This window comes from Sphingobium fontiphilum, from assembly GCF_014196635.1.
Lineage (GTDB): Bacteria > Pseudomonadota > Alphaproteobacteria > Sphingomonadales > Sphingomonadaceae > Sphingobium > Sphingobium fontiphilum.
The window spans coordinates 506,159-520,921 of sequence record NZ_JACIEB010000002.1 but is presented as its reverse complement, the minus strand read 5'-3'; the positions used below and the strand labels follow the sequence as shown (position 1 = coordinate 520,921).

Genomic DNA, 14,763 nt, shown 5'->3' with positions numbered 1-14,763 from the left:
CGACAGACAAGACGAAGCAGGAGGCACGCACAGTGGCGACTAAGGTAGCAATTAACGGTTTCGGACGTATCGGTCGCCTGGTGGCGCGCGCCATCCTGACGCGCACCGACCATGACCTGGAACTGGTCGCGATCAACGACCTGGGCGACACCAAGTCGAACGCCCTGCTGTTCAAGCGGGATTCGGTTCATGGCAACTGGGCCGGTGACGTCGGCGTCGACGGCGATTTCCTGGTGATCGACGGCAAGAAGATCAAGGTGACGGCCGAGCGCGACCCCGCCAACCTGCCGCACGCCGAACTGGGCGTTGAAATCGCGCTGGAATGCACCGGCATCTTCACCGACAAGGCGAAGGCTTCGGCCCACCTGACCGCCGGCGCGAAGCGCGTCGTCATTTCCGCGCCGGGCACCAATGTCGACAAGACCATCGTGTTCGGCGTGAACCATGACAAGCTGACCGCCGACGACGTCGTCATCTCGAACGCCAGTTGCACCACCAACTGCCTGGCCCCGCTCGCCAAGGTGCTGCACGATGCCCTGGGCATCGAAAGCGGCTTCATGACCACCATCCACAGCTATACCAACGATCAGAATACGCTGGACCAGTTGCACAAGGACATGCGCCGCGCCCGCGCCGCCGCCGTGTCGATGATCCCGACTTCCACCGGCGCCGCCCGCGCCGTGGGTGAGGTGCTGCCCGAGCTCAAGGGCAAGCTGGACGGTTCGTCGGTGCGCGTGCCGACCCCGAATGTCTCTGTCGTGGACCTCAAGTTCATCGCCAAGAAGGACACCACCGTCGCCGAGGTGAACGCGCTGCTGAAGGCCGCGTCGGAAGCCGGGCCGCTCGCGGGCGTGCTGGGCTATTCGGATGAGCCGCTGGTGTCGATCGACTATAATGGCGATCCGCGCAGCTCGACCGTCGACAGCCTGGAAACGGCGGTCGTGGACGGCAAGCTGGTTCGCGTGCTGAGCTGGTACGACAATGAATGGGGCTTTTCCAACCGCATGATCGACACCACCGGGGTGATGGCGAAGTTCCTGTAATCAAACGGGAACGAAATAATCCGTTCGTCCTGAGTAGCCACTGAGCTTGTCGAAGTGGCGTATCGAAGGACCGAGGTTGCGCATGACCCTTCGATACGGGTCTTCTGCAAGCTCAGCCCCTGCTCAGGGCGAACGGCGTGGGCGTTGACAGGGGAATAATCATGACAAAGCCGTTCAAGACACTCGACGACATGGGCGACATCACCGGCAAGGTGGTGCTGGTGCGCGAGGATCTGAACGTGCCGATGCAGGATGGTTCGGTGTCGGACGACACCCGCCTGCGTGCGGCCATGCCGACCGTGCTGGAGCTGGCCGATCGCGGCGCGAAGGTGCTGGTGCTGGCCCATTTTGGTCGCCCCAAGGGCCAGAAGAACCCCGAATATTCGCTGAGCAAGATCACCCGGCCGTTTTCGGCGGCGCTGGGCCGCGAGGTGCAGTTCATCCCTGATTGCCAGGGTGAGGCGGCGCTGGACGGCATCAAGGTGATGCGCAATGGCGACATAGCGATCCTCGAAAACACCCGTTTCCATGGCGGCGAGGAGAAGAATGATCCCGCGCTGGCCGACGCCATGGCGGCGATCGGCGACCTTTATGTCAACGACGCCTTTTCCGCCGCGCACCGCGCCCACGTGTCGACCGAAGGGCTGGCGCACAAGCTGCCCGCCTTTGCCGGCCGTTCGATGGAAAAGGAACTGGACGCACTGCAGGCGGCGCTGGGTGAGCCGATGAAGCCGGTCGCGGCGGTCGTGGGCGGGGCCAAGGTGTCGACCAAGCTCGACGTGCTCAACAATCTGGTGACGAAGGTCGACCATCTCATCATCGGCGGCGGCATGGCCAACACCTTCCTGCACGCGCGCGGGGTCGATGTCGGCAAGTCGCTGTGCGAGAAGGATCTGGCGGAGACGGCCGAGGCGATTTTCGACGCGGCCGACGCCGCCGGCTGCACCATCCACCTGCCCTATGACGTGGTGGTGGCCAAGGAATTCGCCGCCAACCCCGCCAGCCTGCGGACGTGCAACGTGCATGAGGTCGCCGCTGACGAAATGATCCTGGACGTCGGCCCCGCCGCCGTCGAGGCGCTGGCCGATGCGCTCAAGAATTGCCGCACTCTGGTGTGGAATGGCCCGCTCGGCGCGTTCGAGCTATCGCCGTTCGACACGGCCACGGTGGCGCTGGCCAAAACGGCCGCGGCGCTGACCAAGGAAGGGCAGTTGACTTCCGTCGCTGGCGGCGGCGATACCGTCGCGGCGCTCAACCATGCCGGCGTAGCCGCCGATTTCAGCTTCGTTTCGACCGCTGGCGGCGCTTTCCTGGAATGGATGGAAGGCAAGGAACTGCCCGGCGTCAAGGCGCTGATGGGGTGAACCGATTTCGAGGGGAGGTCTGGCTTAAGCCCGATCGCCCTTTTAGCCTTCTTCGTTGAGCAGCGGCACTAGGAGCGCGTTGAGCGCGTCGAGGTCCAGCGCGCCCGCCTTGGCGTAACGCAGCCTGCCTGCGCGATCTATGATGAAATTGGTCGGCACGCCGGCCAGCGGGCCATATTTCCCCTTGATCTTGCGCGCGGACTGGATGGTCAGTGCGGCGAACAGCTTTTTCAGGCGGCCGAGCGGCACTGAATCTTCCGTGGTGATCGCAAACACGCGCAGGCCATGTTTTTTCTGAATGGCGTAATAGGCGTCGAGCGTCGGCAATTCAGTGCGGCAGGGCACGCACCATGTCGCCCAGAAATTGAGGACGACCACCTGCCCCTTGAGATCGGCGAGCGCGACCTTCCCGCCGTCGACCAGCGTCAGTTCGAAATCGGGGGCGGGCGCGTCGATGGCCGGGGCGGGCGAGGCGGCCCGGGACGCCGCAGGGGCAATGCCGAGCAAAGACGCCGCAATGAACAGACGCGCAAACCGGCCAGCCATCATTTGAGCCCCTTCCATCTCTCAACCGCTTGATTAGCCGCAGCGCCAGCGGAATGACCAGCAATATTGCGCGTTACGCAATGGGATAGGGGACGAGTCGTCTTGCGATGCGTTCAGGGACTGGCTAACAGCGGCCCTGCCGGCGTCATAGTTTCAAGGGGCGCGCCCGGTCGGCGGCGGACTGGATTGTCCGTTTTCCCAATTTTGCGCCGTCGCAGGGGGCGGCGCACCGCAAGAGAAGGTATGTGCAGATGCTGGACCAGGACATGAGCAACAAGATCGCCGCCGGTGACGGCTTTATCGCCGCACTGGACCAGAGCGGCGGTTCGACGCCCAAGGCGCTGAAGGGCTATGGCATCGAGGAAGGCGCCTGGACCACCGAAGAGGAAATGTTCGGCCTGATCCACCAGATGCGCAGCCGCATCATCACCTCGCCCGCCTTTTCGGGGGACAAGGTGATCGGCGCGATCCTGTTCGAACGCACCATGGACGGCGCCGTCGACGGCAAGCCGACCCCGGCCGCCCTGATCGAGCGTGGCGTCGTGCCGTTCATCAAGATCGACAAGGGTCTGGAAGATGAAGCCAACGGGGTTCAGTTGATGAAGCCCAATCCGGGCCTCGACGCGCTGCTGGCCCGCGCCAAGGCGCTAGGCGTGTTCGGCACCAAGGAGCGTTCGGTCATCAACCTCGCCAATGCGGAAGGCATCGCCGCCGTCGTCGCCCAGCAGTTCGAGGTCGGCCGCCAGGTGCTGGCCGCCGGCCTGATGCCGATCATCGAGCCGGAAGTGAACATCAAGTCGCCCGAGCGCGCCGAGGCTGACGCCATCATGCTGGCCGAAATCCTCAAGAATCTCGACGCCCTGCCCGAAGGCGAGCAGGTCATGCTGAAATTGTCGCTGCCCGCCAAGGCCGGTCTGTTCGATCCGCTGGTCGATCATCCCAAGGTGCTGCGCGTCGTCGCCCTTTCGGGCGGGTTCAGCCGCACCGAAGCCTGCGCCGAACTGGCGAAGAACCGTGGTATCATCGCCAGCTTCAGCCGCGCGCTGCTCAATGATCTGCGTCACCAGATGACGGATGAGGAGTTCGACGCGTCGCTGGGCGAGGCGATCGACGAGATTCACGCCGCTTCGACCGCGAAGACGCCGGTCGCGGCCTGATGCAGGGCAGCCGGGCGCTGGCGGGTATCTGGATGATACTCGCCGTGCCCGGCGCATTGCTGCCATTGGCGGCATTTTTGCCGTGGCTGGGCATCCATGGACTGGATGCGCCGCTGTTCCTGACCGATCTGTTCGTCAATCCGGTCAGCAGTTTCTTTGCGCTGGACGTCATCCTCTCCGCGCTGACGCTGACCCTGTTCGTCATCATGCAGGGGCGGCGCGATGGCGTGCGTCCCTTATGGCTGCCGGTCGCGGGCACTTTTCTGGTCGGGGTGTCCTTTGGCCTGCCCCTGTTTCTGGCGCTGCGCGAGATTGCGTTGCTGCGCCGCTGGTCCTGACCGCCGCGACAGGCTAACAGGGCGCACATGACCGAATTCACCGATGAAGAACTGGCGCTGGACCCGCATTTCGCGGATCGCTTTGAAAAGCATAACCGGCGTCCGCCCTGCCAGCTTTACCTGATTTCGCCGCCCGCCATCGATGCGGCCTTTGTCGACCGGCTGGCGGCGGCGTTCGACGGGGGCGATGTCGCCGCATTCCAGTTGCGGCTGAAGGGCGTGGACGACGAGGCCATCGCGCGCGCCGCCGAACCCTTGCAGAATCTGTGCGCCGACCGCGATGTGGCGTTCATCATCAATGACAGCATTGCGCTGGCCCAAAGGCTGGGCGCGGATGGCGTGCATCTGGGGCAGGGCGATGGCGACCCGCGCGAGGCCCGCAAGCTGTTGGGCCCGTCGGTGCAGATCGGCGTCACCTGTCACGACAGCCGTCATCTGGCGATGGAGGCCGGGGAGGCGGGGGCCGATTATGTCGCTTTCGGCGCATTTTATCCCACGACCACCAAGGAAACGCTGTATCGGCCCGACCCGTCGATCCTGAGCTGGTGGGTGACGGTGTTCGAACTGCCCTGCGTCGCGATTGGCGGCATCACGGCGGAGAACGCCGCGCCGCTGGTCGCTGCGGGTGCGGACTTTCTGGCGGTGAGCGGCGCGGTGTGGAGCCATGCGGGCGGGCCGGGCGCGGGTGTCGCGGCCTTTGCGCCTGTGCTGGCGCGGTAATGGGAAGCGGCGCGAAGGCCCGCTTTTCCATGACAGAATGCTGCTAATGGATCCTGACTTTCGTCAGGATGACGGAAATGGGATACGACGCACATTCGCTTCGATGGCGCTATATTTTTTCTCGAGTTGTGGTTTTAATTCTCGCTGCATTTGTCTCCTGTCCGAAAACGCTCCCAAATGTGAATATGCCTTGTCACATAGCCAAATTGGGTCTTGGAGCCATCTTTACACCTTAGCTCAATGGCACCCTCGAGCCGAGGAACTGCCAGAAATATTCCCGGCGATAAGACATGCAAAGGCTGTGTGCGACCTCCACCGGCGATAATGGAAGCAGAGGCTATCTTACTGGAATCGTCGATGACTATCACCGAGCCCCATATCGAAAGAGCGAGGATTGGCGGCGCCAGGATCAGCAGCAGGCAACAAACGATCCAATGAATTCGGCGGCTCCAATGCTTGTTTGAATGCACGCCGCCTCCCTTATTTTAGTTGCTCCCGTCCATGGTTGTGCCCCGCATCAAGCCGGGAGCGGCACGCCGGGCAGGTTTTTCGCGGTGCGGATGGTGAGGGAGGTTTTGACGCTCACCACATTCGGGGCTGGCGTCAGTTTCGACGTCAGGAATTGCTGGAAACTTTGCAGGTCGCGGGCGACGACTTTCAGGATGAAGTCGATTTCGCCGTTCAGCATATGGCATTCGCGCACTTCGGGCAGCGTGGCGATATGGTCCTCGAACGCCTTGAGGTCGGCCTCCGCCTGGCTTTTCAGGCTGACCATGGCGAAGACGGTGATGGTGTAGCCCAGCATCCCCGGATCGACCACGGCGTGATAGCCGGTGATCGCGCCTTCATCCTCCAGCGCGCGGACGCGGCGCAGGCAGGGCGGGGCGGTCAAGCCCACCTTGCGGGCCAGTTCGACATTGGTCATGCGGCCGTCTTCCTGCAGTTCCGCCAGGATCTGCATGTCGATATCGTCGATATTCGGGCCAGCCATCAGTCGATTATTTCCTTATCCGTTCGATGGCGGCATCATAATAATATTTCAGCGCAATGCAATTGTCCCACTATGCGACGTTCCGTTTCGGGCGCGCGTCGCGCCCTTCCCCTTTGGCGCGCAACCGCTTATCCCATAGCTGCGCGTCGGCCGGTCGGGCCCATGCGACGGGGAAGCAATGCTGCGTTTCGACGATCTTGCACAAACGGTGCTGGCGGCCGGTGACAGGCGCGGCGCGGGGGCGGTGACGCTCTGGCGCCAGTGCGTGGACCTGATCGCGCAGCGCGACCGGGCCGATCGCGGCGGCATGGATGCGGACGAACGCGCCGCGCTGCTGGAGCGGCTGGCGGGGCTGCGCGACGGCGTTTCGGAAACGCAGCGGCTGGCGACGGTGGTCGAACTGGGCGGGCGGCTGCGTTCGGCCAGTCTGGTGGAATTTTTCGCAGGAGATCGCCCGGCGGTGATCGCTGCGGCGCTGTCGCGCGCGCGCTTGCCCGAAACATCATGGGTGGCGATGCTGCCGCGATTGTCGCCGACCGCGCGGGGCGTGCTGCGTGCGCGCCGCGACCTGGGCGATGATGTGCGGCGGGCGCTGGAAAGTTTCGGCGCGACCGATCTGGTGTTGACCAGCGACGTTGCGGTCGCGCCCGAAATGATGCTGAGCGCCGACATGGCGGAAACGGTTGTCGACGCGCCCATGGCGGAGGTTTCGTCCGATCCGGCCTTCGCCCTGGTCGAGCCGTCTTTCACTGCCCCCACGCCGCCCGCGCCGCCTGCGGACCAGATCCGCCATCTGGTGGACCGGATCGAGCAATTCACCAGCCAGCGGCGTGATCCCGCCGCCTTGGCCGCCGCGCCATCCGGGCCTGTGCCAGTGCGCGCCTTCACCTTCGAAAGCGATGCTTCGGGCACCATCATCTGGGTCGGGGATGGGCCGCGCGCGGCGTTGATCGGGCTGAATCTGGCCGAACCGGCGCTGGCGGGCGGCAGCGGACCGGACGGGCATGTCGCCGGGGCCTTTGCCCGGCGCAGCGGTTTCCAGAACGGGCGCTTCACCATTGTCGGCGGAACAATGGCGGGCGAATGGCGGCTGTCGGCCACGCCCTTTTTCGATCCCCGCACCGGGCGGTTTCAGGGCTATCGCGGACAGGCGCGCCGACCGCATCTGCACGAAGTGGCCGCCGCGCCCGACCAGAGCGCGATTTTTCCCGGCCTGTCGGGCGATTCGCTGCGGCAACTGGTGCATGAATTGCGCACGCCGCTGAACGCGATACTGGGCTTTGCCGAGATCATCGAACAGGAATTGTTCGGCCCGGCGGGCGTCGAATATCGCGAGATGGCCGGCAATATCGCCGTGGATGCGCGCCACCTGCTGGCGGCGTTCGACGATCTGGACCTGGCCGCCCGCGTGGCGCGGGGCGATGGCGGCGGCGCTGCGGCGTCGGTCGACGCGGCGCTGCTGGTGTCGCAGGTGGCGGCGCGTTTCGCCCATGGCGATGCCGGGCGGCATGGCGTCGACATCGCCATCGCCGCCGAGCTGCCGCCCGTGCGGATCGACCCGGTGCAGGGCGAGCGTATGGTCCAGCATCTGTTGCGGACATTGGTGTCGGTCGCGCCGGTGGGGGAACCGGTGACGGGCACATGCTGGTTCCAGCCGAGGGAGGGCGCAGGGCGCGTCGTGATGGCGGTCGACCGGCCGAGTTCGCTGGACGGGATGGAGGAAGCGCAACTGCTCGATCCGGGCTATACGCCCGATGGCGACTGGCCGGACGGGCCGTTGCTGGGCATGGGTTTTTCCCTGCGCCTCATCCGCAGTCTGGCCGAAGGATGCGGTGGTGCGCTGACCATCGACGGCAACCGTTTCCTGCTGTCCATGCCCGCCGAGGGCGCGGGCGATGGCCATGTGGGCGACACGGCATATTGAAAGGGCCGCGCGCAAACCCAATCGCAACCATTGCGCGGTAGACCCGCGCGGATGAGCGACCCTTTGCATGATGGCCAACTGGCGCGCGCGCCCTTGCCGCAGGACAGGATCCGACTGGACCCGGGCTTTGGCACGCGGTTCATGCTGTTCGTCGATACCGAGGAGGAATTCGACTGGGACGCGCCTTTCAGCCGCACCGGCCATGGCGTCACCGCGCTCGAGGGGATGGCGCGCGGGCAGGCCTATTTCGCTGCGGCGGGTGTAAAGCCGGTCTACGTCACCGATTATCCGGTGGTCGATGATGATCGCGCGGCGGCGATGATGGGCCAGTGGCTGGCCGATGGCGCGGCCGACATCGGCGCGCATCTTCACCCCTGGGTCAATCCGCCGCATGTGGAGGAGGTGAACGCGCGCAACAGCTATGTCGGCTTCCTGCCCGAAGCGGTGGAGCGCGACAAGCTGGCGGTGCTGTGCGAACGGATTGCGGATCGTTTCGGCGCGCGGCCGATCGCCTATCGCGCGGGCCGCTATGGCATCGGCCCCAATAGCGGGCGTTTGCTGGAGGAGGCGGGGTTCCGGCTGGATAGCTCGGTGCGCAGCCGGTTCGATTATTCGGGCCAGCACGGGCCGGATTTCAAAGGATTGCCGCTGCACCCCTATTGGGCGGGGCCGACCCGGTCGCTGGTCGAATTGCCGCTGTCCACCGCCTTCATCGGGCTCATGCGCGGGGCGGGCGAGCGCGCCTATCGCGCGGCGCAGGCGATGGGGCCATTGGGCGGGGCGTTGGCGAAGGCGCGGTTGCTCAGCCGCGTGCCGCTGACCCCCGAAGGGGTGAGCGCGGGCGAGGCGATGGCCGCCATCGACGCCCTGATCGGTGAGGGCGTCCCTGTGCTCAATTTCAGTTTCCATTCGCCCACGCTGGCGCCGGGGCATACGCCCTATGTCCGCAACGAAGCCGACCGGACGGCATTTTATCGCTGGTGGGATATTGTGCTGGCGCATCTGGACAGGCGCGGCGTGCGGTCGGCGTCGCTCGATCAATTGCTGGCGGCGGTTCCGGCGCGCGGACAGGCTTGCCAAGCGGCCTGATGCTGCCTATCCGCACATTCCAGAGTGCTTGAAATCACTTCAGGGTGGGGCCTGTAGCTCAATGGTTAGAGCTGGCCGCTCATAACGGCTAGGTTGCGGGTTCGAGTCCTGCCGGGCCCACCATTATTTTTTGCCGGTAGCCGCCAAGCCAACCGACCAGCGTGGTTCGTGGCTATGCCGCAACCACCACCAACGCGTCCGATCAGAACCGGTCTGGCGCAACGCTGTCGGCGTGGGGTGGAGGACCACTGCCACTGGAGGGCCGGCCGGGGCCGAATTTATTACCCGCATGTAAATAAATGTTGCAGAGCAGCATTGACGGCTTGTCGACGGCAAGCGCCTTTTCGTAAACGCGGTCCGCAACAAAAATCGAGGTCGGAAATTGGCGCATGAGCGATTCGGTCTGCGGCATGCCGCCGCATGGGTTGGCGAAATCGTCGGCCCGGACAGGGGCTACGTCAATGTCGGCATCGTCTACACGCTTGCCATCACGCTCCTGTCGCTGGCGACGCCGATTTCCGTTCAGCTCCTCATCAATTCGGTAGCGCGGACGGCGCTTGTCGCGCCGCTGTGGATATTGTCGGGCGTGTTGTTGGCGCTTCTGCTCCTCGTCGCGTGTCTGAGCGCCTTGCGTCTCTACCTGCTCACCATGTTCGAACGGCGTCTGTTCGCGCGCGTGGTGGCTGAAGTCACTATCAGGGCGGTTCACGCGCAGAACCCGTTTTTTGCAGATGCGAGCCGGGGCAGCCTGTTCAACCGCTATTTCGACATGGTCGTCGTCCAGAAATCGGTGCCGAGCCTAGTGATCGGCGCATTCACCATCATCCTTCAGGGCGCGGTCGGACTGGTCGTCACCAGTTTTTACCACCCCTTTTTTCTCGCCTTCAACATCGTGCTGGTGGCCACATGCTTTCTGATCTGGTTGCTGTGGCGTCATGGCGCGATCACCGGCGCGGTTGCCGTGTCCCATGCCAAACACGAGGCCGCGCACTGGCTGGAGAGCGTCGGCGCCTCCAACGGCTTTTATCAATCGGCGCGGCATCTGAACTTCGCCATGGATCGTTCGGAAGCCGTGACGGCCAACTATATCCGGGCGCATCGCCAGTATTTCCGGTACAGTTTCGCCCAGGCCCTCGGCTATTTCCTGGTCTACGCCTTTGCGGCGGCGGCCTTGCTGGCGCTTGGCGGGAACCTCATACTGGCGGGAGAATTGTCGATCGGCCAACTCGTCGCGGCCGAACTCATATTATCGGGCGTGTTCTATGGCATCGCCCAACTGGGCTGGTATCTCGACACCTTTTATGATCTCGTCGCCAGTTCCGAAGAATTATCGCAGATTTTCGCGATCCCTCAGGAGTCGTCGGGTTTGAGCGGTCAAGCGCCCCCGAATGGCTCGATCCACTTTCGCCAGGTGGAACTGGCAGAATCGCGCTTCGACTTCGCCATCGACAGCGGAGAGCAGGCGGTCATCCTGGCCGAGCCGGGCGTCGAGAACCAGATCGCGCTGCTGCTCAAGCGTCACGTCCATCCTGACAGAGGGCTCTTGACGATCGGCGGCAGCGACCTTGGCAGCTTCGATATGTATCTGCTGCGATCAGCGGTCGTGGTGCTCAACCGTCCCACCATTGTCGACGTCACCATCCGGCAATATCTGAACATGGCTGCGGGCGGCAATGCAAACAGCGTCATCGCCTTGGATGTGCTGAACATTGTCGGCCTCGCGGGGCGCATTTCCAGTCTGGCGAGGGGGCTCGATACGCAACTGGCAAGCTCGGGATCGCCGCTTTCCATTGTCGAGGTGATGCAACTCAAGGTCGCAGCCGCGCTGATCAGCCGGCCAAAATTGCTGCTCCTGTCCCAGCTTTACGACATGATGCCCGCCGGGGCCCTCAACGCGACGCTCAAGTTGCTTCGCGAACAGGGGACGACCGTTCTGTTGTTCACCGGACGGCCCGAAGCAATCAATCTGGACTGCTGCTTCTGGCTCGGCGCGCGGGAACAGCATCGCTTCACGGATGAAGCGGCTTTGACGCGGTTCCTTGCGGCGAGGGAGGCTCAGTCGTGACGATCAATGAAACGCAGCTGACGCATTTCCGGTCTCTTGCCGCGCTGAACCCGCCGCGTGTTGTAGTCGTGATCGCCTGGTTGATCGTCGCGGGGCTGTGCCTTGCCATCGCGATTCTCTTCGTGCCCTGGCGGCAGACCGCGCAGGGCGGCGGCCATGTGATCTCGCTCGACCCGGACGACCGGCCGCAGCAGGTTTCATCGCTGGTAGAGGGCCGGGTGGACCGGTTTTTCGTGCAGGACGGCCAGCGGGTGAAAGCGGGTGACCCAATCGTCAAGGTGGTGGATGTCGATCCGAACTTTCTGGATCGGCTGGCCGCCGAAAAGGCGGAAGTGCAGGCGCAGATCGCCGCTATCGAGCAGGCGCGCGCGGTCGCCTCCATTGACGTAGGGCGCACCGCGCAGCTTTTCACGGAGGGGCTGGCTGCGCGTCGCGACTATGAATTGACCCAGATAAAGGTTGCGGACGCGGATGCAAAACTGGCCGAAGCCCGGGCCAAGCTCCAGCAGATCGAGGTGCGACAGAGGCGGCAGTCGGCGCAGGTCGTGACCGCGCCGCGCGACGGGCGTATCCAGAATCTTAACGCGGCGGCGGGTGGCGCCCTGATTTCGGCGGGCACCGTGCTCGCGACGGTTGCGCCCGAAGAGATCGAACGCGCGGTCGAATTGTTCATCGACGGACGTGACATTCCCCTCGTCGACCGGGGGCGCCCTGTGCGGCTGGAGTTCGAGGGTTTTCCCGCATTTCAGTTCAGCGGGTGGCCCGCTTTTGCGGTCGGCATCTACGATGGGCAGGTCCGTTCGGTGGATCCGACTCCGCGCACCGACGGACTGTTCCGGGTGCTGGTGGAGCCTGCGCCGGGCAGGCCTAGCTGGCCCGACCGTCGATTTGTTCGTCAGGGCGGCAAAGTGCTGGGCTGGATACAAGGCGACAATGTTACGGTCGGTTATGAACTATGGCGACAGCTCAACGATTTTCCCCTGAATTTCGAGCAGGATGACGCCGTCCAGAAAACGCAGGATAAAGCCGGCAAAAGTTCGATCGAAAAGAAGAAGAAGTGAAAATGCGGACCGTGATCGGCCTGACCTGGCTGCTGGCTGCCGGTCTGTTTCCGCAGGCGCAGGCCCAGCCTGTCCTGCCGCCATCCCTGACCGCGAACCCCGCGCCATTGACGCTGCAGGAGGTGCTGCAATCATCGGCGCGGTCCGCCCCGGACATCATTGCGGCGCTGGCGCGTAACCGGCAGGCCGAGGCGCGCGCGCTGACGGCCCAGGGTGCGTTCGACACTGTTTTCGCCATAGAGGGTCGCAGCCGTATCCTCGGCTATTACGACGGCGCGGAAATAGCCGGCAAGGCCGAACAGCCGCTCGGCGGCAATGGCGGCTATCTCTATGGACAATACCGGGCATCGCGCGGCGATTTCCCGATTTACGAGGACAAGTCCTATACCAATCGCCTGGGTGAGTTGAAGGTCGGTGCGCTCTATTCGCTGATGCGCGACCGGCTGATCGACGCGCGGCGTTCCGAGTTCCGGCTGGCCACCAACGACATCGACATTGCCCGGTTCGAGACCAAAGCCACGAGCATAGGCGTTCAGGCGCGCGCCGTGGAGGCTTATCAGAAATGGGTCGCTGCCGGATTGAAGCTGAAAGCCTATGAGGCGCTGCTGGGGCTGGCCAGGGGGCGCGCGGACGGGATCGAGCGTCAGGTGCGATTGGGCGCCAAGCCCGATATCCTCCTGACCGAAAACGAAGCGAACCTCGTAAGGCGGCAGGCGTTCGTGGTAGAGGCGCGGCAGGATTTTCGGTCGGCAGCCGTCAAGCTGTCGCTTTATTATCGCGATGCGGATGGCAGGCCGGTCGTCGTCGACGAAGCGCGACTGCCTGACGATGCTGAGGCGCTCGACGGGATCAGGACGGATCCTGCTTTCAATCTCGAAGGGCGTCCCGATTTCGCGATCATGCTCGAGGAAATCGAGAAGGCCACCGTCAAGCTGGCGCTCGCCCGCAATGATCTGTTGCCGCGGATCGACCTTGGAGGCGAGGTAGCCAAGGACATAGGGCCGGCGGGCGCCGGCGGGCGAAGCAGGACGCCCCTCGAGATGATCGTCGGCGTCACTTTCAAGATCCCGCTGCAGAACCGCAAAGCCAAAGGCAAGCTGGCCGAAACACAAGCCAAGATCGACGAACTGACGGCCAAGCAGCAGTTCCTGGCCGAAAAGATACGGGCCGAAGTCGCTGCGATCGGCCTGGAAGTCGAAGCTGCGGGCCAACTGGTCGCAACGACAGAAAGGGAACGCGAGCTGGCGCAGCGCCTGGCCCTGGCCGAACGGCGCCGTTTCGAACTCGGCTCAAGCGACTTCTTCTTGGTCAACCAGCGCGAGGAAAGCGCGACCAATGCCGAGGTGAAGCTGATCGAAGCGCAGGCCCGCATCGCTGCGGCAAGAACCGAACTGGCCGCGGCGACAGCCGATGAGGATGCGCTGGGCCTGACGCAAGTTGCGACGCCATAGTCAGGCCTTGCTCTTTATGAATCCTTCGAGACTGACTCGGTTGAGGCCATTGCGTTCGGGGACTGGATCGATCCGACCCAGCAATTATCTCCGGGATCGCAAAAGGAGGACGAAAGAGCGCGTCTGACCGATAAGCCGATGGCTGCGCTGCCGAGAGATTTTTGCCCCATCCGTCGGACGCGGCCGCCATCAATCGCGGCCATGGCTGTCCCGGCCGCCTTCCGAAATGCGCAAAGGCAGGCTAAAGCGCGCCATGATCTCGATTCATCCGCTGTGCGACCTTCCCGAAATTGCCGCTGGCGACGACCTTGCAGCCCTGTTGCGGGGCAGCCTTGCATCGGCGGGCCTGCTGCCCCTGAAGGCAGGCGATGTGCTGGTGGTGACCCAGAAGATTCTGTCCAAGGCGGAAGGGCGCATGATCGACCTTGCAGCGGTCGAGCCGGGAGCGGAAGCAGTCGAACTGGCCGCAAGGACGCGCAAGGACGCGCGGCTGGTCGAACTGGTCTTGCAGGAAAGCGTCGCGATCGTCCGCGCGGCGCCCCATGTGCTGATTACCCGGCACCGGCTGGGCCATGTGATGGCGAACAGCGGTATCGACCGGTCCAATATCGGTCCTGGCGAAAGCGAGCGCGCCCTGTTGCTGCCGGTCGACCCCGATGGATCGGCCCGGCAACTGGTTGAAGCCTTGTCGGCGGATAGTGGCGGCCGCGTCGCGGTCGTCATTTCGGACAGCTTCGGGCGTCCCTGGCGCTATGGCGTGGTTGGCGTGGCGATTGGCGCGGCGGGGCTGCCTGCGCTGGTCGACCGGCGCGGCGATCAGGATCGGGACGGGCGGCGGCTGGAAGTGACGCAGATCGCGCTGGCAGATCAGATCGCGACCGCCGCCACCCTTGTCACTGGCGAAGGCGCTGAAAGCGTACCCGCCGCGCTCATTCGAGGCCTGTCGCTGCCCGAGGGCGAAAATGGCGCGGCCGCCATCGTCCGCCCGGCGGAGGAGGATCTGTTCCGGTAAGC

The 14,763-nt window shown here is 64.1% G+C and carries 13 protein-coding genes and 1 tRNA gene; 12 read left to right on the top strand and 2 right to left on the bottom strand.

Features of this window, described 5'->3' with window-relative positions; all coding sequences use genetic code 11:
* Positions 1–32 precede the first annotated feature (32 nt).
* Both gap and GGR44_RS06850 read left to right on the top strand, forming a co-directional pair.
* Complete coding sequence (gap, locus tag GGR44_RS06855; RefSeq protein WP_183954778.1) at positions 33–1,043, top strand: type I glyceraldehyde-3-phosphate dehydrogenase; 1,011 nt, start codon at positions 33–35, stop codon at positions 1,041–1,043.
* 161 nt (positions 1,044–1,204) lie between these two features.
* A complete protein-coding gene (locus tag GGR44_RS06850) occupies positions 1,205–2,407 on the top strand; it encodes a phosphoglycerate kinase (RefSeq protein ID WP_183954777.1) in 1,203 nt (400 codons plus the stop codon).
* Positions 2,408–2,449: 42 nt separating this feature from the next.
* On the opposite strand, the gene GGR44_RS06845 is transcribed toward GGR44_RS06850, so the two are convergent.
* A complete protein-coding gene (locus GGR44_RS06845; protein ID WP_183954880.1) occupies positions 2,450–2,953 on the bottom strand; it encodes a TlpA disulfide reductase family protein in 504 nt (167 codons plus the stop codon).
* Between the two features lie 251 nt (positions 2,954–3,204).
* On the opposite strand from GGR44_RS06845, the gene GGR44_RS06840 reads away from it, so the two are divergent.
* Genes GGR44_RS06840 through thiE form a run of 3 tightly spaced genes read left to right on the top strand, consistent with a single transcriptional unit; the run spans position 3,205 to position 5,168 of the window.
* Positions 3,205–4,110 carry a fructose bisphosphate aldolase gene (locus GGR44_RS06840; RefSeq protein ID WP_183954879.1) on the top strand — a complete coding sequence of 302 codons (906 nt, stop codon included), beginning with the start codon at positions 3,205–3,207 and terminating at the stop codon, positions 4,108–4,110.
* Complete coding sequence (locus GGR44_RS06835) at positions 4,110–4,448, top strand: DUF2834 domain-containing protein (RefSeq protein WP_183954775.1); 339 nt, start codon at positions 4,110–4,112, stop codon at positions 4,446–4,448. The genes GGR44_RS06840 and GGR44_RS06835 overlap by 1 nt, the downstream gene beginning before the upstream one ends.
* Positions 4,449–4,475: 27 nt before the next feature.
* Complete coding sequence (gene thiE / locus GGR44_RS06830; protein ID WP_183954773.1) at positions 4,476–5,168, top strand: thiamine phosphate synthase; 693 nt, start codon at positions 4,476–4,478, stop codon at positions 5,166–5,168.
* A 517-nt stretch (positions 5,169–5,685) separates the two neighbouring features.
* On the opposite strand, the gene GGR44_RS06825 is transcribed toward thiE, so the two are convergent.
* A complete protein-coding gene (locus tag GGR44_RS06825; RefSeq protein ID WP_183954771.1) occupies positions 5,686–6,159 on the bottom strand; it encodes an Lrp/AsnC family transcriptional regulator in 474 nt (157 codons plus the stop codon).
* A 178-nt stretch (positions 6,160–6,337) separates the two neighbouring features.
* Here GGR44_RS06825 and GGR44_RS06820 point away from each other — a divergent pair, with 178 nt between their 5' ends.
* From GGR44_RS06820 to cofE, 7 genes are all read left to right on the top strand, one after another.
* Positions 6,338–8,083 carry a sensor histidine kinase gene (locus GGR44_RS06820; protein ID WP_183954769.1) on the top strand — a complete coding sequence of 582 codons (1,746 nt, stop codon included), beginning with the start codon at positions 6,338–6,340 and terminating at the stop codon, positions 8,081–8,083.
* A 51-nt stretch (positions 8,084–8,134) separates the two neighbouring features.
* Positions 8,135–9,172, top strand: a complete 1,038-nt coding sequence (locus tag GGR44_RS06815) for a polysaccharide deacetylase family protein (RefSeq protein ID WP_183954768.1) — start codon at positions 8,135–8,137, stop codon at positions 9,170–9,172.
* Positions 9,173–9,219: 47 nt separating this feature from the next.
* Positions 9,220–9,295 (top strand) — tRNA-Ile (locus GGR44_RS06810).
* 259 nt (positions 9,296–9,554) lie between these two features.
* The gene (locus GGR44_RS06805; protein ID WP_183954766.1) at positions 9,555–11,237 is read left to right on the top strand and encodes an ATP-binding cassette domain-containing protein; all 1,683 of its coding nucleotides are present in this window, start codon (positions 9,555–9,557) and stop codon (positions 11,235–11,237) included.
* Positions 11,234–12,298, top strand: a complete 1,065-nt coding sequence (locus GGR44_RS06800) for an efflux RND transporter periplasmic adaptor subunit (RefSeq protein WP_183954764.1) — start codon at positions 11,234–11,236, stop codon at positions 12,296–12,298. Before GGR44_RS06805 ends, GGR44_RS06800 begins: the two co-directional genes overlap by 4 nt.
* Before the next feature lie 2 nt (positions 12,299–12,300).
* Positions 12,301–13,749, top strand: a complete 1,449-nt coding sequence (locus tag GGR44_RS06795; protein WP_183954878.1) for a TolC family protein — start codon at positions 12,301–12,303, stop codon at positions 13,747–13,749.
* 253 nt (positions 13,750–14,002) lie between these two features.
* Positions 14,003–14,761, top strand: coding sequence for a coenzyme F420-0:L-glutamate ligase (gene cofE / locus GGR44_RS06790; RefSeq protein WP_183954763.1), 759 nt, complete (start codon positions 14,003–14,005; stop codon positions 14,759–14,761).
* The last annotated feature ends 2 nt before the right edge of the window (positions 14,762–14,763 follow it).